At 62.1% G+C, this 19238-nt stretch carries 21 protein-coding genes and 1 pseudogene; 19 read left to right on the forward strand and 3 right to left on the reverse strand.

Annotation, left to right across the window (positions count from 1 at the left end; translation table 11 throughout):
- Positions 1–596 precede the first annotated feature (596 nt).
- From fdxA to HU737_RS02515, 3 genes are all read right to left on the reverse strand, one after another.
- The gene (gene fdxA, locus HU737_RS02505; RefSeq protein WP_186555408.1) at positions 597–920 is read right to left on the reverse strand and encodes a ferredoxin FdxA; all 324 of its coding nucleotides are present in this window, start codon (positions 918–920) and stop codon (positions 597–599) included.
- Between the two features lie 141 nt (positions 921–1061).
- A complete protein-coding gene (gene mutS / locus HU737_RS02510; protein ID WP_186555407.1) occupies positions 1062–3635 on the reverse strand; it encodes a DNA mismatch repair protein MutS in 2574 nt (857 codons plus the stop codon).
- Between the two features lie 111 nt (positions 3636–3746).
- Entirely contained in the window at positions 3747–3887 is a 141-nt protein-coding gene (locus HU737_RS02515) for a hypothetical protein (protein WP_186555406.1), read from the reverse strand.
- A gap of 187 nt (positions 3888–4074) precedes the next feature.
- Between HU737_RS02515 and HU737_RS02520 the strand changes: the two genes are divergently transcribed.
- The 19 genes and pseudogenes from HU737_RS02520 (at position 4075) to HU737_RS02610 (ending at position 19203) form a co-directional block, all read left to right on the forward strand.
- Positions 4075–4821 carry a LexA family transcriptional regulator gene (locus tag HU737_RS02520; RefSeq protein ID WP_186555405.1) on the forward strand — a complete coding sequence of 249 codons (747 nt, stop codon included), beginning with the start codon at positions 4075–4077 and terminating at the stop codon, positions 4819–4821.
- Positions 4822–5284: 463 nt separating this feature from the next.
- Entirely contained in the window at positions 5285–5623 is a 339-nt protein-coding gene (locus HU737_RS02525) for a phage holin family protein (protein ID WP_186555404.1), read from the forward strand.
- Between the two features lie 11 nt (positions 5624–5634).
- The gene (locus tag HU737_RS02530; protein ID WP_186555403.1) at positions 5635–6132 is read left to right on the forward strand and encodes a hypothetical protein; all 498 of its coding nucleotides are present in this window, start codon (positions 5635–5637) and stop codon (positions 6130–6132) included.
- Positions 6129–6689, forward strand: coding sequence for a phage baseplate assembly protein V (locus HU737_RS02535; RefSeq protein WP_186555402.1), 561 nt, complete (start codon positions 6129–6131; stop codon positions 6687–6689). Before HU737_RS02530 ends, HU737_RS02535 begins: the two co-directional genes overlap by 4 nt.
- A 102-nt stretch (positions 6690–6791) precedes the next feature.
- Positions 6792–7118 (forward strand): GPW/gp25 family protein, encoded by a 327-nt coding sequence (locus HU737_RS02540; RefSeq protein ID WP_186555401.1) that lies wholly within the window; start codon positions 6792–6794, stop codon positions 7116–7118.
- A complete protein-coding gene (locus HU737_RS02545) occupies positions 7115–7996 on the forward strand; it encodes a baseplate assembly protein (RefSeq protein ID WP_186555400.1) in 882 nt (293 codons plus the stop codon). The genes HU737_RS02540 and HU737_RS02545 overlap by 4 nt, the downstream gene beginning before the upstream one ends.
- Position 7997: 1 nt before the next feature.
- Positions 7998–8606 carry a phage tail protein I gene (locus HU737_RS02550; protein WP_186555399.1) on the forward strand — a complete coding sequence of 203 codons (609 nt, stop codon included), beginning with the start codon at positions 7998–8000 and terminating at the stop codon, positions 8604–8606.
- Positions 8599–9708, forward strand: a pseudogene (locus HU737_RS02555) (phage tail protein); the annotation flags it as partial. The gene HU737_RS02550 and the pseudogene HU737_RS02555, both read left to right, overlap by 8 nt.
- A gap of 537 nt (positions 9709–10245) precedes the next feature.
- Positions 10246–11214 (forward strand): phage tail protein, encoded by a 969-nt coding sequence (locus HU737_RS02560; protein ID WP_186555483.1) that lies wholly within the window; start codon positions 10246–10248, stop codon positions 11212–11214.
- A 10-nt stretch (positions 11215–11224) separates the two neighbouring features.
- Positions 11225–11827, forward strand: a complete 603-nt coding sequence (locus HU737_RS02565; RefSeq protein WP_186555398.1) for a tail fiber assembly protein — start codon at positions 11225–11227, stop codon at positions 11825–11827.
- Positions 11828–11913: 86 nt separating this feature from the next.
- Positions 11914–13080 (forward strand): phage tail sheath subtilisin-like domain-containing protein, encoded by a 1167-nt coding sequence (locus HU737_RS02570; protein ID WP_186555397.1) that lies wholly within the window; start codon positions 11914–11916, stop codon positions 13078–13080.
- 13 nt (positions 13081–13093) lie between these two features.
- The gene (locus tag HU737_RS02575; protein WP_186555396.1) at positions 13094–13603 is read left to right on the forward strand and encodes a phage major tail tube protein; all 510 of its coding nucleotides are present in this window, start codon (positions 13094–13096) and stop codon (positions 13601–13603) included.
- 11 nt (positions 13604–13614) lie between these two features.
- Positions 13615–13917: a phage tail assembly protein gene (locus HU737_RS02580; RefSeq protein WP_186555395.1), complete on the forward strand. Its 303-nt coding sequence runs from the start codon at positions 13615–13617 to the stop codon at positions 13915–13917.
- 124 nt (positions 13918–14041) lie between these two features.
- Positions 14042–15943 (forward strand): hypothetical protein, encoded by a 1902-nt coding sequence (locus HU737_RS02585; RefSeq protein WP_186555394.1) that lies wholly within the window; start codon positions 14042–14044, stop codon positions 15941–15943.
- Between the two features lie 9 nt (positions 15944–15952).
- Positions 15953–16798, forward strand: coding sequence for a phage tail protein (locus HU737_RS02590; protein ID WP_186555393.1), 846 nt, complete (start codon positions 15953–15955; stop codon positions 16796–16798).
- Positions 16773–16979 (forward strand): tail protein X, encoded by a 207-nt coding sequence (locus tag HU737_RS02595; RefSeq protein ID WP_186555392.1) that lies wholly within the window; start codon positions 16773–16775, stop codon positions 16977–16979. The genes HU737_RS02590 and HU737_RS02595 overlap by 26 nt, the downstream gene beginning before the upstream one ends.
- 15 nt (positions 16980–16994) lie before the next feature.
- Positions 16995–18029, forward strand: a complete 1035-nt coding sequence (locus HU737_RS02600; protein WP_186555391.1) for a phage late control D family protein — start codon at positions 16995–16997, stop codon at positions 18027–18029.
- A 131-nt stretch (positions 18030–18160) separates the two neighbouring features.
- Complete coding sequence (locus HU737_RS02605) at positions 18161–18709, forward strand: glycoside hydrolase family 19 protein (protein ID WP_186555390.1); 549 nt, start codon at positions 18161–18163, stop codon at positions 18707–18709.
- Positions 18703–19203: a lysis system spanin subunit gene (locus HU737_RS02610; RefSeq protein WP_434726640.1), complete on the forward strand. Its 501-nt coding sequence runs from the start codon at positions 18703–18705 to the stop codon at positions 19201–19203. The genes HU737_RS02605 and HU737_RS02610 overlap by 7 nt, the downstream gene beginning before the upstream one ends.
- The last annotated feature ends 35 nt before the right edge of the window (positions 19204–19238 follow it).

The following is a 19238-nucleotide window of genomic DNA, read 5'->3' on the forward strand; positions in this document are numbered from 1 at the left end:
GCGGAAGGGGCCAGTGGCATCGCCACAAACAATGGATAAGCCCGCAATACCAAAGCCCAAAGCCCCCAAAGCATCCCCATTTGCAAGTAAAGGAATGTGTCGACTGCTACCCCAGTTGCATCCCGTGTAAGAAATTGCTCACACATGCTGTAAGTCATCGACCTACGGGTCAGTAAATCATTGTCCTTTTCAAACCTATCCGTTTCCTAACCAATTGAAAGTTAATGATTTATTAAATATGAAGAAGTGTTTCCGTAGTAACGTTTTGAAAGCTGCCACGCTTGTCTCCCAAAATGAAATCGCTAGTATTCGAACTGTGCCGACGGACAGGCACAGGCCCTCAGGAAGAAGGCCAAGGACATCGCAGGAAAGCGATTCATCAGGACGATGTTTGGGACAAACAGGGACTACGGAAAAAATGTGGGCGGGTCAAACCGCCCCTTTTTTTTGCCTGCCGTTCAGTGCCAGAGCAATCCTCACCCAGCTTCCAGAAAACGCCCAAGCTCAGCCTTGGGCGTTTTCGTTGCTGATCAAATCCCAGGCAATAAAAAAGGCGGCCCTAAGGCCACCTTCCTTGAACCGAAACGCCAAGCGTATCAGCGTTCCAGATCAGCAATCTTACCGGTCTTGCCATCCCACTCTTCAGCATCCGGCAGCGCGTCTTTCTTCTCGGTGATGTTCGGCCAGATCTCCGCCAGTTCGGCGTTGATCTCGATGAAGTTCTCCATGCCCGCAGGCACTTCGTCTTCCGAGAAAATGGCTTGAGCCGGGCACTCTGGCTCGCACAGTGCACAGTCGATGCACTCGTCCGGGTGGATGACCAGGAAGTTCGGGCCTTCATAGAAGCAGTCCACCGGACAGACTTCAACACAGTCGGTGTACTTGCACTTGATGCAGTTGTCGGTGACGACGAAGGTCATTTCTAATTTTCTCCTCAGGCAACGGCAGCGTGCCCTTCCTTGCAGGGCAGCGCGGTTCACAGGTATGTGGCTGCAGGCCAGGCTAATAACCTGCAGCACCAGCAAACCGCGCGGGATTCTACCAGCTTGCGCAGGCGGCCGTTATAACAGGTTCTTCAGTTGATATAGCATTTCGATAGCTTGGCGCGGCGTCATGTCGTCCAAGTCCAGCTTGCCCAGCTTCTCGATGACTGGGTGAGGCAGGCTGGCGAACAGATCGCTTTGGTGCGGCGCTTGCGGCTCGCCCTTGGCGGCCTTGGTCACCGGCGCCTCATGCGGCAGGCTGGTCGTTTCCAGGCGGCCCAGGTGCTCGCGGGCACGCTGGATCACTGGCGCCGGGACACCGGCCAGCTGCGCCACGGCCAGGCCGTAGCTCTGGCTGGCAGGGCCAGGCAGCACATGGTGCAGGAACACGATGCGCTCATTGTGCTCAGTGGCGTTCAGGTGCACGTTGGCCACCAGCGGCTCATTCTCCGGCAGTACGGTCAGCTCGAAGTAGTGCGTGGCGAACAGCGTATAGGCACGCAGCTGCGCCAGGCGCTCGGCAGCGGCCCAGGCCAGCGACAGGCCATCGAAGGTACTGGTGCCGCGACCGACTTCATCCATCAGCACCAGGCTGCGGTCGGTGGCGTTATGCAGAATGTTGGCGGTTTCGCTCATTTCGACCATGAACGTCGAGCGCCCGCCGGCCAGGTCGTCGCTGGAGCCGATACGGGTGAAGATGCGATCGACCAGCGACAGCTCGCAGCGCGCCGCCGGGACGAAGCTGCCGATGTGCGCCATCAGCACGATCAGCGCGGTCTGACGCATGTAGGTCGATTTACCGCCCATGTTCGGGCCGGTGATGATCAGCATCCGCGTGCCATTGTCCAGGCCCAGGTCGTTGGCCACGAACGGGGTGGTCAAGACTTGCTCGACCACCGGGTGGCGGCCTTGCTCGATACGCAGGCATGGCTCGTCGACGAAGCTTGGGCAGTTCAGGTCCAGCGTCAGGGCGCGCTCGGCCAGATTGCTCAAGACGTCCAGCTCGGCCAGTGCCGCGGCGCTGTCCTGCAACGGCGCCAGGTGGCCGATCAGGGTTTCCATCAGCGCATCGTAGAGCATCTTCTCGCGCGCCAGGGCACGGCTCTTGGCCGACAGTGCCTTGTCTTCAAACGCTTTGAGCTCTGGGGTGATGAAGCGCTCGGCGCCCTTGAGGGTCTGGCGGCGAATGTAGTCCCCAGGGGCTTGCTCGGCCTGCTTGGTCGGAAGTTCGATGAAGTAGCCGTGCACGCGGTTGTAGCCGACCTTGAGGTTGGCCAGACCCGTGCGGGCTTTCTCGCGTGCTTCCAGGTCGATCAGGAACTGGCCGGCGTTCTCGCTCATGGCCAACAGCTCATCAAGTTCGCTGTCATAGCCGGTCTTGAGCACGCCACCGTCACGGATCACCGCTGGCGGATTGTCGACGATCGCTCGTTCCAGCAGGCTGGCAAGTTCCGGGTAGGTGCCAGTAATCGCGGCCAGGCGGGCCAGGTGCGGCGCCTCCAACTCTGCCATGGCGTTTTGCAGCTCGGGCAAGGCGCCAAGGGCATCGCGCAGGCGGGCAAGGTCACGAGGACGCGCGTTGCGCAGGCCGATTCGGGCGAGGATCCGTTCCAGGTCACCGATTTCCTTGAGCTGCGGCTGCAGTTTCTCGTAGCGGTAGCCATCGAGCAGGCAACGGATCGAATCCTGACGCGCTTGCAGCACTTTCAGGTCGCGTAGCGGGCGGTTCAGCCAGCGGCTCAGCAAACGGCTGGCCATGGCGGTCTGGCAGCGGTCGATGACCGACTGCAGGGTGTTGTCGCGACCACCGGCCAGGTTGATGTCCAGTTCCAGGTTACGCCGGCTGGCACCGTCGAGCACGACCGTGTCGTCCATGCGCTCGTGGCGCAGGCTGCGCAGATGGGGCAGGGTGGTGCGCTGGGTTTCCTTGGCGTAGCTCAGCAGGCAGCCAGCCGCGCCAATGGCCAGGGTCAGCTTGTCGCAGCCAAAGCCTTTGAGGTCCTTGGTCGCGAACTGCTGGCAGAGGCTTTTACGTGCCGAATCACGGTCGAAGTCCCACGGTGCACGACGGCGGCAGCCTGGGCGCTTCTCGGCCGGCAGATCGCGCGGCCAGTCATCGGGGATCAGCAGCTCGACCGGGTTGATCCGCTCAAGTTCGGCCAGCAGGTTTTCCCAGCCTTTGATCTCCTGCACGGTGAAGTTGCCGCTGGTGATGTCCAGCACCGCCAGGCCGAACAGTCGCTCGTCACCGAGCAAGGCAGCGATCAGGTTGTCGCGGCGCTCGTCGAGCAGTGCTTCGTCACTCACCGTACCCGGGGTGATGATGCGCACTACCTGACGCTCGACTGGGCCTTTGCTGGTAGCCGGATCGCCGATCTGCTCGCAGATCACCACCGACTCGCCGAGCTTGACCAGCTTGGCCAGGTAACCTTCCGCCGAATGAAATGGAATCCCGCACATCGGGATCGACTGGCCGGCCGACTGACCGCGTGCGGTCAGGGTGATGTCCAGCAGTTTGGCGGCTTTCTTCGCGTCTTCGTAGAAGATCTCGTAGAAATCGCCCATGCGGTAGAACATCAGCTGGTCCGGATGCTGATTCTTCAGCTTCCAGTACTGCTGCATCATCGGTGTGTGTGCGGAGAGATCAGACATTCGGGGCCTTACAGCGGGTGATTCGGTTGGCGATTTTCAAACCGGCAATGGTACAGGCTTTTTTCCAGCGCTGCAGGAGGTTGGGGTAGGGCAAATCTGCGCAGGCAATGATTAGCTGCGATGGCCATAGAGGTGCTGGAGCAGGAGCAGTTCGAACACCACCACTAGCGTGCACAGCATGATGAATCCCGGGCTGAATACCCGACGTGGATGGTTCGATGAGTAGTCATCGAAAACTTGTGGGCTGATCATCCAGCACACCAAGGTAACCAGAATCAATTTGATGGCGGTTCCTAGCCATCTATGCACTTTATGCATGTTCAACGCGGGCGCTCCTGTCTGCGTTTCAGCTCGGACGCGACGTTAGCGAGTGGCGAGGGAGGGATGCAAGTTTTTTGCCCATCAGCATCGATTGCATTTCAATTGCGCTGGCTGCATTATGCATGTTATGCAAAAACGCAACGTAGCCTCCGTACTCAGAACCTTGCTCGACCGCCACGGCCTGTCCCCGACGGAGCTGTACCGGCGCACGGGCGTTCCCCAATCCACCCTGTCGCGGATTCTCAGCGAGAAGATCGTCGATCCTTCGGACAAGCACGTGTCGAGGATCGCCGAGTATTTTGGCGTGAGCACCGATCAGTTGCGTGGCCGTGTCGAGCTGGGCGAGTCGCGTGAAGCGGCGCAACCGGCCCATGGGCATGCCGAGCTCAGTGACATCAGCCTGTGGGACGATGAAACCCCCGTCGAGGATGACGAGGTGTCGGTACCTTTTCTTCGTGAGGTCGAATTGGCAGCAGGATCAGGAAGATTCGTCATCGAGGAAAGCGAGCGCGCGCGCCTGCGTTTCGGCAAGCGCAGCCTACGCCACAACGGCGTGCAGTTCGATAATGCCAAGTGTGTGACAGTGCGCGGCAACAGCATGCTGCCAGTGCTGCGCGATGGCGCCACGGTGGGGGTCAATACCGGCAAGTGCTCGATCGGTGACATCGTCGACGGCGACCTTTATGCCATCAATCATAACGGCCAACTGCGGGTCAAGCAGGTCTACCGCCTGCCCACCGGGATTCGGCTGCGCAGCTTCAACCGCGATGAGCATCCCGACGAAGACTACAGCTTCCAGCAAATGCAGGAGGAGCAGATCAGCCTGCTCGGCCATGTGTTCTGGTGGGGCATGTATGCTCGCTAAATAACCTGCTCGACAGAAAACCCGCCTAAGCGGGTTTTTTTTCGCCTTGTGAAAACTCCTACAACCTGCGCGACGCATAGCTTGCATGCATATCAGCAAATTCGCGTGCATAGAAATTTGAATAAATGCATTGACTGCATATGCATCAATGCATAATCTGTGTCTCAAGCCGGTCAGCAACCGGTTGTTACACAGGCAGCGATGAACAGGCCTCAACTGTTCAGAGGGTTGGCAACTGGCCCGGGTGTGCAGCGTAAAGCACCACGAACAGTTATCCGGCGGGCAGGCGGCCGCGGTCGGAGTCACCAATTTGAAGCGTAACCGTGCGGCGTCACCAGTCGTGGCCGGCGGTTTGCCAACGCATTACTGAAAAGCCTGGCGGGCCGGGCTTTTTGGAATGCCGCGATCAACGGTAATCGATCCGCCGGCAGTTGCCGGCGGGCATCACACAGGAGACAGGACAGTGACGAACGAGCAACAAGCGTTGCTGGAGATGCCGCTCTGGCTGGTAATCGTCCTGGCATTGCTGGGGGGTATTTCTGGCGAAATGTGGCGCGCCGACAAAGCTGGCGCCCGCGGCTGGTCGCTGGTGCGGCGGCTGGCGCTGCGCTCTGGGGCATGCATGGTATGTGGGGTATCCACCGTGATGCTGCTGTATGCCACCGGCATGTCGATCTGGACGGCTAGCGCCTTTGGCTGCTTGACCGCCATGGCCGGCGCCGATGTCGCCATCGGCCTTTACGAGCGCTGGGCAGCGAAGCGACTTGGGCTGCGCGACGCATCCCCCACGGACGAGCGGTAGGAGCGCATGGCATGAGCGAATTGACCACTTTATATGCGGCGTTGACCGCCACGATCCGTGAGGCGATGCCCGAGCTGGCGTCAGTCGATGCACATTCAACCCTAGGCAATAACCCCGATTTGCCGGCGCTGCGCCATGGCATCGTGCGCATGACAGCTGACGCTGCGCCGCGCGATGGACGCTCGGTGCTGATCGCCAGTTTCGAGGCTGACATTACCGCCGACACCCTCAACCCTGAGGCTCGCCTGCAAGGCAGCCTGCTGGCGGCGCAATTGATGGACCTGTTGCGCCAACAGTTCTGGGGGCTGGATTTCGTCGAAGCCAGCCGCAATGTGCAAGCACAGTTCGAAGCGGGCGATTGGAAAGTGCGCTGGGATCAGCCGGTGCTGCTCGGCGAGCCCCAATGGCCCTGGCCGGATCAGCCCGCAGGTAGCTTGCTGCTGGGCATCGATCCAGATACCGGGCCTGGTAATCAGAGCCGCTATTTCGCCCCGGAGGACCTGGCATGAGTTACGCCAGTGCCATGCACGATCGCATGCTTGCCAGCTTGCTGATCCCATGCCGGGTGGTAGCGGTCGACCTGGCGGCAGCGCGAGTGCGGGTTGCCGACGGCAGTGGCTGGACTAGCGCTTGGCTGCGCTGGCATTCCCTCGCCGCTGGCAAGGCTCGGCATTGGCGGGCGCCGAGCCTGGGCGAGCAGGGCGTACTGGTCAGCCCCAGCGGGGAGCCGGCCCAGGGTACCTTCGTGCCAGGCCTGTATGGCAATGCGGGCAGCCCGCCGGATAACCGCGATCACGTGGCGGCGTGGTATTTCGACGATGGCGGCTCGCTGGCCTATGACTGGCAAGCGCGTCGCTACGACATCCACCTGCCCAGTGGTAACGCCACGGTCACAGTCGGCGCCAGCACCGTACAGGTCAGCGATGGCGCCATCACGCTCGATGCTGCAGCCATCACCCTCACCGGCAGCGTCGCGATCAACGGCCCGCTGCAGGTTAGCGGCGATATCCACGGCAGCGGCCGGATCATCGATACGGCCGGGAATACGGCCAATCACAAACATTGAACGAAGCCCGCTGCTGCGGGCTTTTTCATATCAGGAGGCAACTATGAAACTCCATCAGCATGCGCCTGCCTGTGCAGGCTGGTCCGCGGCAGGAGGTGCCCCATGATCGGCATGGACCGCCGCAGCGGCCAGCCCTTGGCCGGCATCGCTCACCTTCGCCAATCGATCGACGACATTCTCACCACCCCGCTTGGCAGCCGCCGCATGCGCCCCGAATACGGCAGCCAATTGCGTCGCTATGTCGACATGCCGGTCAACGAAGGCTGGAAGAGCGCCGTGCAAGCCGAGGTCGCTCGTGCCCTGGGCCGCTGGGAACCGCGCCTGAAGCTTGAGCGGGTCAAGGTGGTAGCGGTACTCGATGGCCAGGTCAGCCTGCTCCTGAGTGGCCGCTACCTGGGCGACGAAGCCCTGCTGGAGGTGAGCGTATGAGCCAGGTAGACCTCTCCCGCTTGCCCGCACCGCAGCTACTCGAAGACCTTAACTACGAAGACCTTTACCAAGCTGACCTAGAGACCTTCCGCGCCCACCTGGGGGATGACTGGACGGCGCAGCTCGAAAGCGATCCGGTCACCAAGCTGCTGGAGGTCGGGGCTTATCGCAAACTGCTCAACCGGGCGCGTATCAACGATGCGGCCAAGGCGTTGTTGCTGGCCTATGCGCAGGGCAGTGATCTGGACCAGCTGGCCGCTAATGTCAGTTTGCAGCGCCTGGTGATCCAGGCGGCAGACCCGACACGTGTGCCGCCTGTAGAGGCGCAGCTTGAGTCCGACGATGCCCTGCGCGAGCGGGTGCAACTGGTCTACGAAGGGCTGACCACGGCAGGGCCGCGCAACAGCTACATCTTGCATGCCCGTAACGCGTCGGGGCTGGTCGCTGACGCGACCGCCGAGAGCCCGTCGCCGGCTGTCGTCGATGTCACGGTGCTGAGCCTGGATGGCAACGGTGTCGCCAGCCCTGAATTGCTGGCAGATGTTGCGGCCTATTTGAACGACGACGACATTCGCCCCGTGGCTGACCGGGTCAATGTGCGCAGCGCCGAGGTGCTGGCGTATCGCATCGATGCTTTGCTGTACATGGCTGACAACGGTCCGGAATCAGAGGCGATCCTTGCCGAATGCCAGCGCCGCTTGCAGGCCTGGATCAACCCACGACGACGCCTGGGCTTGGAAGTTGCCCGCTCCGGTATCGATGCCCAGTTGCATATCGGCGGTGTCAGCCGGGTCGAACTGGGCAACTGGACCGACATCCGTCCGAGCAAGGCCCAGGCCGCCTGGTGCACGGGTTTTTCACTCAAGCGCGGAGGCTGATATGCATAGCCTTCTACCGCTCAATCGTTCGCCCCTGGAGCGGGCCATCGAGGTGGCCGGGGATGAGGACCTCATGGTCGACCTGCGTTTGCTCTACAACCCCGACAATTGCCCATCACACCTGCTCTATCAGCTGGCCTGGGCGTGGTCGGTCGACCGCTGGGACGATAGCTGGAGCGACACCATCAAGCGTTCGGTGATCCGCTCGGCGTTCTTCGTCCACGCCCACAAAGGCACCCTCGGCGCACTCAGGCGGGTGGTCGAGCCATTCGGCTATCTGATCGAGGTAGAGGAGTGGTGGCAGGCCGAACCCGCAGCAGTGCCCGGAACCTTCGCCTTGAAGATCGGCGTGTCCGACGCAGGCATCAACGAACAAACCTATCAGCAGCTGTCGTCGCTGATCGATGACGCCAGGCCCGTCAGTCGACATTTGACCGGCCTGGTCATCAGCCTCGAAAGCCGCGGCGCTTTTCATGTCGGCTGCGCATGCCAAGAAGGCGACGAGCTGGACATCTACCCCTTGGCGGCACGTGACATAGACGTTATTGGCGTCATCGGTCGCGGTGGCCGCGAACATTCAATCGATACCTTGGACATTGCACATGGTTGACCAGAATTCACAGTTCTACGCCATTCTCACCAATGTGGGGGCGGCGAAGCAGGCCAACGCGGATGCCTTGGGCATCGCGTGGAAAATCACCCAGATGGGCGTCGGCGACGCCAACGGCACCGATCCGACGCCAAGTGCCAACCAGACCAAGCTGCTCAACGAATGGCGCCGGGCGCCGCTGAACCAGCTCAAGGTCGACGACAAGAACAGCGCCATCATCATCGCCGAGCAGGTTATTCCTGCCGATGTCGGTGGCCGCTGGATCCGCGAGATCGCGCTGTATGACGCCGATGGCGACATGATCGCCGTGGCCAATTGCGCACCGACTTTCAAGCCGCTGTTGAGCCAGGGATCGGGTCGTACCCAGATCGTGAGGATGAACTTGGTCGTCAGCAGTGCCAGCAATGTGCAACTGAAAATTGATCCCAGCGTGGTGCTGGCCACCCGTGAATGGGTGACAGAAGAGTTGGCCAGGCAGGACTTCAAGCATTCGGTGCTGGCTGCGACCACTGCGGCTATTACCTTAAGCGGATTGCAGGGTATCGACGGGGTTGCGCTGCCAGCTGGCGCGCGGGTTCTGGTGAAGAACCAGGCTGCCGCGAAGGACAATGGCCTCTACCTCGCCGCTAGCGGCGCCTGGACACGCTGCAGCGATGCTGACAGTTCCACCAAGGTCACTCCGGGGCTACTGGTGCATGTCGAACAAGGCAGCGTCAATGCCGATAGCGCTTGGCAACTGGTAACTGACGGCCTTATTTCCGTAGGCGTAACCGCGCTGGCGTTCGAAATGGCCTACGGCCGGAGCGGCGTCGCGGCAGGTACTTATCGTAGCGTCACGGTGGACAAGTATGGCCGCGTGGTGGCGGCCAGCAACCCGACTACGGTCGCAGGTTACGGGCTCACAGACGTCTACACCAAGGCGCAGGTCGACGCGTCCTTGGCACTCAAGGCCGACCTTGCCTCTCCCATCTTGAGCGGTGCACCGAAAGCCCCGACAGCGGCGATCGCTAGCAACGACACGAGTATTGCCACTACCCAGTTCACGCAACAGTTACTGGGCTCTTTGGGTTGGGGCAGTGTAGGAGTATCCGGCAGCAATCTACCTGCCGGGTCCAATCTCAACAGCATGACTACCCCAGGTTCCTACGGGCAGACGGCCAATGCCAACGCGACCCTGGCCCTGAATTATCCCGAGGCAGTCGCCGGCACCCTGTTGGTGCAATGTGCCAGCCCGGCGATTTGCAGTCAGCTCTACACCACCTACAACAGCGGCCGGGTCTACAGCCGCTCGTGCTACTCCAATGTCTGGTCGGCCTGGGCGGAATTGAGCATCACCGATTCGCCCGCCTTGCGCGGCGCGCCAACGGCGCCGACAGCGGTGAAAGGCACCAATACCCAGCAGCTGGCAACCACCGCTTTCGTCCAGGGAGCGATTGCGGGCCTGGTCGACTCGGCTCCGGGCACCCTCGATACGCTCAAGGAGCTGGCTGCGTCATTGGCCAACGATCCGAACTTTGCTACCACCATGACCAATGCCCTGGCGGGCAAACAGCCTTTGGATGCAACGCTGACCGCCCTTGCCGGCTTGAGCTCAGCCGCTGACCAACTGATCTACAGCACGGCGGCCGACACGTTCGCCATGGCGCCGTTGTCGGCGTTCAGCCGCACCTTGCTCGATGACGCCAATGCGCAGGCGGCGCGTACTACCTTGGGCGCAGCGCCAACAACACACACACATGCCATCAGTGAAGTGGTCGGCTTGGCCGCTGCGGTGAATGCCGCCAGTGGTTTAGCCCAAGGAGCGACAAACCAGGACCCTAATCTTGCGGTCAACCAGGTCATCCTCAGTAATCATGCCAATACGCCCGACCCAGTCTGGTACTGGCACATAACGACAACCTTCTACTCGACGATTGCTTCGACTTCCAACCGCAGCCAGCTGGCGATTCAGTATTCCGGTGGCAGTGCAGTGTATGCCCGTAGCCAATACAACAACCAATGGACTGCCTGGGCCAGGCTCGACAACGGTGTCCCCCCAGGCAGCATCATCCATGTGGCAGGCAATACGCCGCCAGTTGGCTACATCAAGGCCAATGGTGCTGCGGTGGGTCGAGTGCTCTATGCCGGGTTGTTCGCCCAGATCGGTACGACGTTCGGCGCAGGTGATGGCAGTACCACGTTCAACCTGCCGGACTTGCGCGGCGAGTTCATACGAGGCGTCGATGACGGGCGCGGGCTGGACGCCGGTCGAGGCCTGGGTTCGGTACAGGCTGGGCAGAACCTCAGCCATACCCACGCAGGTTCTGCCGCGGCGGCAGGTGCGCATACCCACGCCATCAGCGGTACCGCCCTGGCCGCCGGCGAGCATAGCCATACCGCGCCTCGTGCGCAGAACAACAACGTCGGTGGTGGCTCGCCCAACTTCACCACCGCCAACTTGCAGAACGGCACGACCGCAGCCACCAACCCGGCCGGTGCCCATACCCACACTATTTCCGGCACCGCTGCCAGTGCCGGTGACCACAGCCACGTGGTGACGATCGGTGCTAGCGGTGGCAATGAAGCACGTCCGCGCAACATCGCGCTGCTCGCATGCATCAAATACTGACGAGGTAAACATGGACGCACCTACGACCTATAACGCTCATCCTGAAACCCTGGAGTACATTGGCCAAGGCCTGGCTGATCCCGATCCGCTGGAGGAGGGCAACTGGCTGGTGCCCGCACTCGCCTTCGCCGACTCCCCGCCAGCCTCCAGCCCCGGCTTTGCGATAGTGCGCAACAGGCAAACTGACACCTGGGAGTTGGTTCAAGACAATCGTGGCACCGTCTATAGCACTGCCACTGGCGATGCCCAGGAGTATCTGCTGTTGGGTCCGCTGCCAGACACGCTGACCCGCGAGCCTTTCCCAGGCCCGCTGCACACTTGGAATGGCAGTGCCTGGGTGGCCGATGTCGATGCACAACGTGACAAGGCCGTGGCCCTGGCGCTGGCCTTGCGCGACAGCAAGCTGGCTGAGGCAGCGATCCGTATCGTGCCACTGGAAGATGCCGCCGATGTTGGCGAAGCGAGTGAGCAGGAGCTTGCCGCACTGCTTGCCTGGAAGCGCTATCGCATCGAGCTCAACCGAGTGAACCAGCAAGCCGATTACCCCTTGGCCATTCGCTGGCCGGTCAGTCCTGACCAGGCGATTGCCTCCACCACCAACCCACCTCAATAACCTCCTGCCTGGGTAGAAGGTTCGTTTTTCTGCACCCCATCCAGACCCCGCATCGCGGGGTCTTTTCATATCTGGAGTACTAACACATGAGTGGATTCTTCCACGGCGTCACCGTTACTAATGTCGATACCGGCGCGCGCAGCATTGCGCTGCCTTCTTCGTCGATCATCGGCCTGGTCGACACCTTCAGCGAAGGCGCTGGCATCAGCGCCAAGGCCAACGAGCTGGTGCTGATCACCAGTGAGCGCGAAGCGGTCGCGGCATTCGGCCAGGACGCCGCCATCACCAAGGCCTGCCGGGCAATCTACAGCCGCGCCAAGGCCGTCATCGTCGCCTGTGGCGTAGCCAAGGTCGAAGACGCAGCCGAGCAGACCGCAGCCATCATCGGCGCGGTTCAAGCGGACGGCAAACGCACCGGCCTGCAAGCGCTACTCGACGGCAAGAGCCGCTTCAACGCCCAGCCACGCCTGCTGGTGGCGCCCCAGCACAGTGCCGTCGAGGCCGTTGGCACCGCGCTGGTCGCTCTGGCCGACAAACTGCGCGCCATCGCCATCATCGATGGGCCGAACACCACCGACGAGGCGGCCATCGCCTACGCTGGCAACTTTGGCGCCAAGCGAGCCTTTTTGGTCGACCCAGGCGTGCGTTACTGGGACAACGACGCCGAGGCCACCGTCGATGCACCAGGTTCGGCCTGGGTCGCCGGCCTGTTCGCCTGGACTGACAGCGAATACGGCTTCTGGGCCTCGCCGTCGAACAAGGAGTTCGTCGGTATCACGGGTACCCGCCGTCCGGTGGAGTTCCTCGATGGCGACGACAGCTGCCGCGCCAACCTGCTGAACAACGCCAACATCGCCACCATCATTCGCGACGACGGCTTCCGCCTGTGGGGTAACCGAACCCTGTCCAGCGACCCGAAATGGGCTTTCGTCACCCGTGTGCGGACCATGGACATCGTCATGGACGCGATTCTCTACGGCCACAAATGGGCAGTCGACCGGGCGATCACCGCCACCTACGTCAAGGACGTCACCGAGGGCCTGCAGGCCTTCATGCGCGACCTGAAGAACCAGGGCGCGATCATCAATTTCGAGGTCTACGCCGACCCTGAACTGAACACCGCCAGCCAACTGGAGCAGGGCAAGGTGTACTGGAACATCCGCTTCACCGATGTCCCGCCTGCCGAAAACCCCAATTTCCGCGTCGAAGTCACCAACCAGTGGCTGACCGAAGTCCTCGATTCCGCCGCTTAAGGAGCGCATCTACATGGCAATGATTCCCGAAACCCTGGCCAACCTGAACCTGTTCGTCGACGGCGTCAGCTTCCAGGGCGATGTACCCAGCCTGACCCTGCCCAAACTCACTCTGAAGATGGAAGAGCACCGCCCCGGCGGCATGGATATGCCGGTCGAGATGGACCAGGGCATGGAGAAACAGGAAGCCGCGTTCACCACGACCGGTGTGCGCCGCGAAGCCCTGAAGTTCTTCGGCCTGGCCGATGCCAGTGCCTTCAACGGCACCTTCCGCGGCGCCTTCAAGGGCCTCAAGGGCAAGATCAATCCAGTGGTGGTCACCCTGCGTGGCTCGCTCAAGGAAGTCGACATGGGCGACTGGAAATCTGGCGACAAGGCCGAGATCAAACACAGCGTCGCCGTCACCTACTACAAACTCGAAGTCGATGGCCGCCTGGTCTACGAGATCGATGCCCTGGGCATGAAGCGCGTGATCGACGGTGTCGACCAACTGGCCGCGCAACGTGCAGCCCTTGGCCTGTAAGGAGAACCGACATGGCTCAAGCGAAAAAGCTTCCGCAATGGCTGACCCTGAACGCTGAGCGGGTGACGGTGCGCTTGTCTCGTGCCAGCGAAGCCAACGGCGTGCAGGTCGACAGCCTGTCGCTGCGTGCGCCGACTGTGCGTGACATCCGCAATGCCCAAGCGGGTGGCGCGGGCGATGACGAGCAGCGTGAACTGAACCTGTTCGCCTCGCTGGCCGAGGTCGGCGTCAAGGACCTCGAAGGCCTGGCCCTGAAAGACTACAGCCGCTTGCAGAGCGGCTACTTTCGCCTGGTGCAGGACGACGAGCTTTGACCCGGCCCGGCAGAAAGCCGCTGCCAAGCGGCTGGCCAAGGAGCTGAACTTTTCCGCGAGCGAAATCATGACCATGTCGCACAGCGACATGGTCTGGTGGCTTTCGGAGTAAAAGGAGGAACGGATGGCCGATACACAAGTATCCGCGCTCGGCACCGCCGTCACGCTTGCTCAGACTTTGGGCATCACCTTCGACCTGCTGCGCCAACGGCTGGCGCCGCTGCGCAAGCAAGCGGATAGCATCCGCCTAGGGCGGATCAGCTCAGAGGTGTTTCGCCTGGGGCTTGAACTGGACAAGACCGGTCAAGTGGAGGGTGCGCTAGCGATTGATCAGGCTCAAACGCACGAGGCGCAGATCGACAGGCTCGAGCGGGAGGCCGCTGCCGTCGAGCGCTTGCAGCGCCGCTACCAGATCTTGGCACGCCAGGCGCTGATTGCGCCTGGCCCGTGGCAGATCCCCATGCCGCTGCCTGTAGCGACCCAGGCCAAGGCAGCACATGCAGCAACGTCTGCTCCCGCCTCAGCGCCGAAGGATGGCACTGCGACGACTGCCAAGCGCACGGAGCAGCCCCTGGTGGGGTCAAGCTTCGAAGCCCTCAAGACCGGACTGACCTTGTCTGCTGCCACGGGCGCCGCAGTCGCCGCTGGTTGGGGAGGGTACGAGGCGTACCTGCAGCTTTCACCTGATCAACAACAGCGAGCCACAGAAGCGGTAAAAAGCAGGCGCAACATGGCTGCGGCTTCGGCAAGCTTGAAGGTCGTTGACTCGTTGACCTTTGCTGAAAACGGCAAAGAGACCGCCAAGGGGATTGGCGGCGCACTGGGTGAGTTGGGCGGCAGCCTGCTAGGCGCCGCACTGGGTGGCGTGATTGGCAAGAAAAAGGCTGACGACATCGGCGAGTTGGTCGGCGGCTACGTCGGGGAGAAGCTCGGTGGCATGGCCGGTGAAAGTCTCTACGGATTTTTTGCTGGCAAGGATTCGCCAGAGCCAGAGCCAGGCCCAGGAAAAGTGCCGACAACGCTTTCCCGGGGTGCTGGAGGACAGCAAACGGATGCACCCGGACTGGCAATAGAAGAAGAGGAAGAGGAGGAAGAGTTCGAAGACCAAGAGGGCGGCCAAGAGCAGCAACGGGCGCAGAACTCCACTTCGATCACCGCGCTTGCTCAACCGCCAGTAAGCGTCTTCGCAGATGCTACCCCTACCGGTGAGGCTAACCGAAACAACGCTTCAAGCACCCCACGGCTTGGCTCTGCTGCGCCAAACCGGCTTGCGCAGATGGGCAGCGATACTGCCGCTGGCGACATCATCCCGGCGCAATCTATGAAACAAACCCATGCGTCCAGGAACCCTGGTGCAGGCAGCCAATCTCCTGTGTCAGGCCAGTCATCGATGTTCAAGGCGGTCAGTGGCGCGAGCCCCTTGGCAAAAGGATTGCTCAAGCGTGTCCCAGGTGGCGCTCTGGTGGATGCGGGTCTGCAGATTGCCCAAACCTTCAGCAGTGAAGGCAGCTCGCAAGAAAAGCTCGAAGGTTACGGCACTGCCGTGGGTGGGCTGGGTGGCACCCTGGCCGGCGCCGCAGCTGGCGCCGCCATCGGCTCGGTAGTGCCGGTCATTGGTACGGCGATCGGAGGCCTGATCGGTGGGGCGCTGGGCAGCATGGGCGGAGAAAGCGTCGGCGGCTGGCTGGCCAGAAACGTGTCCATGGGTTTCAGCCAAAATCCACCAGCCACTGTCAGCGAGCAGCGCCAGGCACCTACCTCCGTGGGTGAAGCGGCGCGCAGGCTGGATACCGCCACTGAGCAGCCATCGATACCCGCTTCGACAGTGCCGACTCCAGCAACCAGCCCCCGCCCGCCGATCAATCAGCAGTTCACCTTCACCGCCAACATGCCCCTGACGTTGAACACCTCCCTCGATGACCCCTCGGTGCTCCAGCAAATGGAGGCAATTGCCCGGCGCACCCTGAGCGAGTTGATGGAGCGGGCGCAGTCGGTGCAGTTGGCCGACACCCCCCACGTTGCCTGAGGACGCTTCATGACTTACCTGCAACAGCTACAAGCCGGGCTATATGCCTTGGTCAAGGCGGGGGAGGCTGGGCGCCAGCGTGCCGATGCCATGCTTGACCCGCTCAACCAGGCCATCGACCACGTGCAGAGTGCGGCCTCAGATCTTGAAGGCCTGCCGGTAGTCGGGCCGGCTATTGGACTGCGGCTGCAGCGCACCTTGCGTGCGATCTCCGCAGCCCAGGCCAGGGTCGACAAGGCGATTGGCAAATACGACCAAACGCTGGGCGTAGTACGCCAGGTGCGTGAGCGCATCGATACCTTTGCCGAACATGCGGGCAAGGCGGGAGCGGCGATTCGTCGGGTGGTGGGCGAGGTACGTACGACGGTCAGTGACGCGCTGTCGACCTTGGGCTTTGCGCCTGACACCACACCCGCAGCGCAGGCGATCAAACCGTTTCCCCACCTGCTGGTGCTGCAACCACTCAAGCCTGGCGCTGCACCGTACTACTTCAACCTCGATACCGCCGCGTTCGATCAACTACGCCGGCAGACGCGTTTTCGCTGGGCCGGCCAGGAGCGCCTGAGCCGCGACAACGCGCAGCAGGCGGTCAGCCGCGGCGAGGAGACCATCAGCATTCGTGGTGCGATCTTCCCTGGTTTCAAAGGTGGCCTGGGCCAGCTGCAGACCTTGCGCGGTATTGGCCGCCAGTTGCTGCCGCTGTCGTTGATCACCGGCTACGGCGAGGTGCTTGGCACCTGGTGCTTGACCAGTATCGAGGAAGACCAGGCCAGCTTGCTGGCCGGCGGTATTCCACGCAAACAAGGATTCTCACTGGAGTTCGTCAGCTATGGCCAAGACCTGCATGACGTCTGAGGGCGATCTGCTCGATAGCCTCTGCCACCACTACTACGGCCATCTCAATGGCACGCTGGAGGCCGTGCTGGCCGCCAATCAGGGCCTGGCGGACGAGGCCCAACCGTTTCGCGCCGGTGTGCTCATCCTGCTGCCAGCCTTGGCGGCGCAAACCAGCGGCACGCTGCTGCTGTGGGATTGATAGAGGAGTCTTGTCATGCAACCGATCTTTCGCATCGTCGCCGATGGTCACGACATCACCGCACTGATCAACGACCGCCTGCTCCTGCTGCGCACCACGGATAAACCGGGCATGGAATCGGACGACTTCGAGTTGCGCATCGATGCCCGTGATGGCGCCGTGGCCCTGCCTGCGCGGGGTGCCTCGATCGAGGTGCAGTTGGGGTACGCGGGACAGCCACTGACTCGCCTGGGCCGCTACACGGTCGACGAGGTAGAACTGTCCGGCCCGCCCGACAGCCTGGTGATCCGTGGCAAGGCCAGTGACCTGTGCGGCAGCGGCAAGACCATTCGCAGCGGCAGCTGGGAGTTCGTCTCAGTGCAACAGATCGTCGCCCAGATCGCCGCGCGCAACGGCTGGCAGGCGGTGTGTCCGGTGCTCAGCCACGTCGACCGGGTCGATCAATACAGCGAGTCGGATCTCAATTTCATCACCCGCCTGGCACGGCTGTACGACTGCACCGCCAAGCTTGCCAACGGCCAACTGCTGGTGCTTCCCCGCCAAGCCGGGCAGAGCGCCAGTGGCAAGCCACTGGGGGTGGTTACCCTTGAGCGCAGCGCGGTCAGCCAGTGGCAGTTCAGGCTGGATAACAAGCACGCCCACAAAGCGGTGCGCACCCGTCACCAGGACAGTGCCAGCGGCGCCCTGCAAGTGGTCGAGCTGAACAACAGCGAGGTGCCGCCGGGTGATCAGCCGGTGCACACCGATCGCCATGTCTACCCCAACCGCAACGCTGCCGAGCAGGCCGCCAAGGCACGCCTGGCCAGCTTCAATCGCGCCACTGCCAGCGTGCGCCTGGACATGCCCGGGCGCACCGACTTGTTTGCCGAGCGCAGCATCGAGGCCACGGGCTTTATCGCCGGGCTAGATGGCCTGTACCTGATCGAGTCGGTGGAGCAGGTGTTCACCAGCTCAGGCTGGCGCACCACGGTGCAGTGCAATGGTGGCAAGGCGGGCAAGGCGCAGGCCAAGGGTGCGGCGTCGCGGCGGACCGCCTCGGTCAAGGCTTAGTACGTACCCTTGCACGGGTTTCCCTGTGCCCATGGTGATCAACCCTGGCTATTGTCGAGCGCATTCAAGTCACATCATCAGCCCAGGCTGGGCTTGGGCTTTGTTCGTTGTTGTCCACCAGGAGGTACCCCATGCTCACGGAGAGCCAACTCAAACAGATTTATCCTCTCGTCGGCCAACGAGCCGGCGCGTTTCTCGCACCACTCAACGAGGCCATGGCCCGTTGGGAGATCAATCATCCCAAGCGAATTGCCGCGTTTCTCGCCCAGGTTGGCCATGAGTCCGGCCAGCTGCGTTACGTAAAAGAGCTGGGGAGCGATCGCTATCTGGCACGCTATGACACCGGCAGCCTGGCCCTGCGCCTGGGCAATACGCCCCAGGCCGATGGCGATGGCCAGCTGTATTGCGGCCGTGGCCTGATCCAGGTCACCGGGCGCAACAATTACCAAGCCTGCAGCCGAGCCCTGTTCGGCGACGAGCGCTTGCTGGCACAACCGCAGATGCTCGAGCAGCCACGCTGGGCCTGTGAGTCGGCGGCCTGGTTCTGGCATTCACGCGGGCTCAATGCGCTGGCCGATCGCGGTGAGTTCAACCGCATTACCCGCCACATCAACGGCGGCCTCAATGGCCTGGATGACCGCCTCAAGCTGTGGGCGCGTGCCCGCGAGGTGCTGTGTTGAACCGTGTGCAGTTCGGGCTGTACGCGCTGCTGGTTGTGTTCTGTGTGGCGCTGGCCTGGCAAGTCCAGGCCTGGCGTTATGGCGGGCAACTGGCGCAGCAGGCCCAGCGGAATGAGCAGCAGCTGCGCGAGCAGGCGCTGCTGATCAATCGCCAGTTGCTGGCCGAGCGTGACCAGCGCCTGGGGCTTGAACAACGCCTGCATGACAGTGAATCGAGACATTTCCAGGAGCTTGCCGATGTACAGCAGACTCAAGTACGCCTGCGTGATCGCCTTGCTACTGCCGATCTGCGCTTGTCGGTCCTGGTCGAGCGCGACGCCGCCTGTGCCGGCGTGCCTGCCACCGCCGCCCCCGGCGGCATGGATCATGGCCCCGTACGCGCCCGACTTGACCCGGCGCATGCTCGAAGAATTATCGCCATCAGCGACGACGGTGATCGCGGACTGATCGCCCTGCGCGCCTGTCAGGACTACATTCGGGGCTTGCAGCACTGATCAGTCTTGCGCGTCGAACATTGGCACGCGCCTGG

The sequence above is a fragment of the Pseudomonas urmiensis genome (assembly GCF_014268815.2).
Classification (GTDB): Bacteria; Pseudomonadota; Gammaproteobacteria; order Pseudomonadales; family Pseudomonadaceae; genus Aquipseudomonas; species Aquipseudomonas urmiensis.

Coding starts and splice junctions, on each gene's coding strand:
- HU737_RS02585 (WP_186555394.1), top strand. CDS start 14,042: ATGGCCGATACACAAGTATCCGCGCTCGGCACCGCCGTCACGCTTGCT.
- HU737_RS02580 (WP_186555395.1), top strand. CDS start 13,615: ATGGCTCAAGCGAAAAAGCTTCCGCAATGGCTGACCCTGAACGCTGAG.
- HU737_RS02590 (WP_186555393.1), top strand. CDS start 15,953: ATGACTTACCTGCAACAGCTACAAGCCGGGCTATATGCCTTGGTCAAG.
- HU737_RS02545 (WP_186555400.1), top strand. CDS start 7,115: ATGAGCCAGGTAGACCTCTCCCGCTTGCCCGCACCGCAGCTACTCGAA.
- HU737_RS02575 (WP_186555396.1), top strand. CDS start 13,094: ATGGCAATGATTCCCGAAACCCTGGCCAACCTGAACCTGTTCGTCGAC.
- mutS (WP_186555407.1), bottom strand. CDS start 3,635: ATGTCTGATCTCTCCGCACACACACCGATGATGCAGCAGTACTGGAAG.
- HU737_RS02595 (WP_186555392.1), top strand. CDS start 16,773: ATGGCCAAGACCTGCATGACGTCTGAGGGCGATCTGCTCGATAGCCTC.
- HU737_RS02565 (WP_186555398.1), top strand. CDS start 11,225: ATGGACGCACCTACGACCTATAACGCTCATCCTGAAACCCTGGAGTAC.
- HU737_RS02570 (WP_186555397.1), top strand. CDS start 11,914: ATGAGTGGATTCTTCCACGGCGTCACCGTTACTAATGTCGATACCGGC.
- HU737_RS02560 (WP_186555483.1), top strand. CDS start 10,246: ATGGCGCCGTTGTCGGCGTTCAGCCGCACCTTGCTCGATGACGCCAAT.
- HU737_RS02535 (WP_186555402.1), top strand. CDS start 6,129: ATGAGTTACGCCAGTGCCATGCACGATCGCATGCTTGCCAGCTTGCTG.
- HU737_RS02550 (WP_186555399.1), top strand. CDS start 7,998: ATGCATAGCCTTCTACCGCTCAATCGTTCGCCCCTGGAGCGGGCCATC.
- HU737_RS02520 (WP_186555405.1), top strand. CDS start 4,075: ATGCATGTTATGCAAAAACGCAACGTAGCCTCCGTACTCAGAACCTTG.
- HU737_RS02605 (WP_186555390.1), top strand. CDS start 18,161: ATGCTCACGGAGAGCCAACTCAAACAGATTTATCCTCTCGTCGGCCAA.
- HU737_RS02515 (WP_186555406.1), bottom strand. CDS start 3,887: ATGATCAGCCCACAAGTTTTCGATGACTACTCATCGAACCATCCACGT.
- HU737_RS02530 (WP_186555403.1), top strand. CDS start 5,635: ATGAGCGAATTGACCACTTTATATGCGGCGTTGACCGCCACGATCCGT.
- HU737_RS02540 (WP_186555401.1), top strand. CDS start 6,792: ATGATCGGCATGGACCGCCGCAGCGGCCAGCCCTTGGCCGGCATCGCT.
- HU737_RS02600 (WP_186555391.1), top strand. CDS start 16,995: ATGCAACCGATCTTTCGCATCGTCGCCGATGGTCACGACATCACCGCA.
- fdxA (WP_186555408.1), bottom strand. CDS start 920: ATGACCTTCGTCGTCACCGACAACTGCATCAAGTGCAAGTACACCGAC.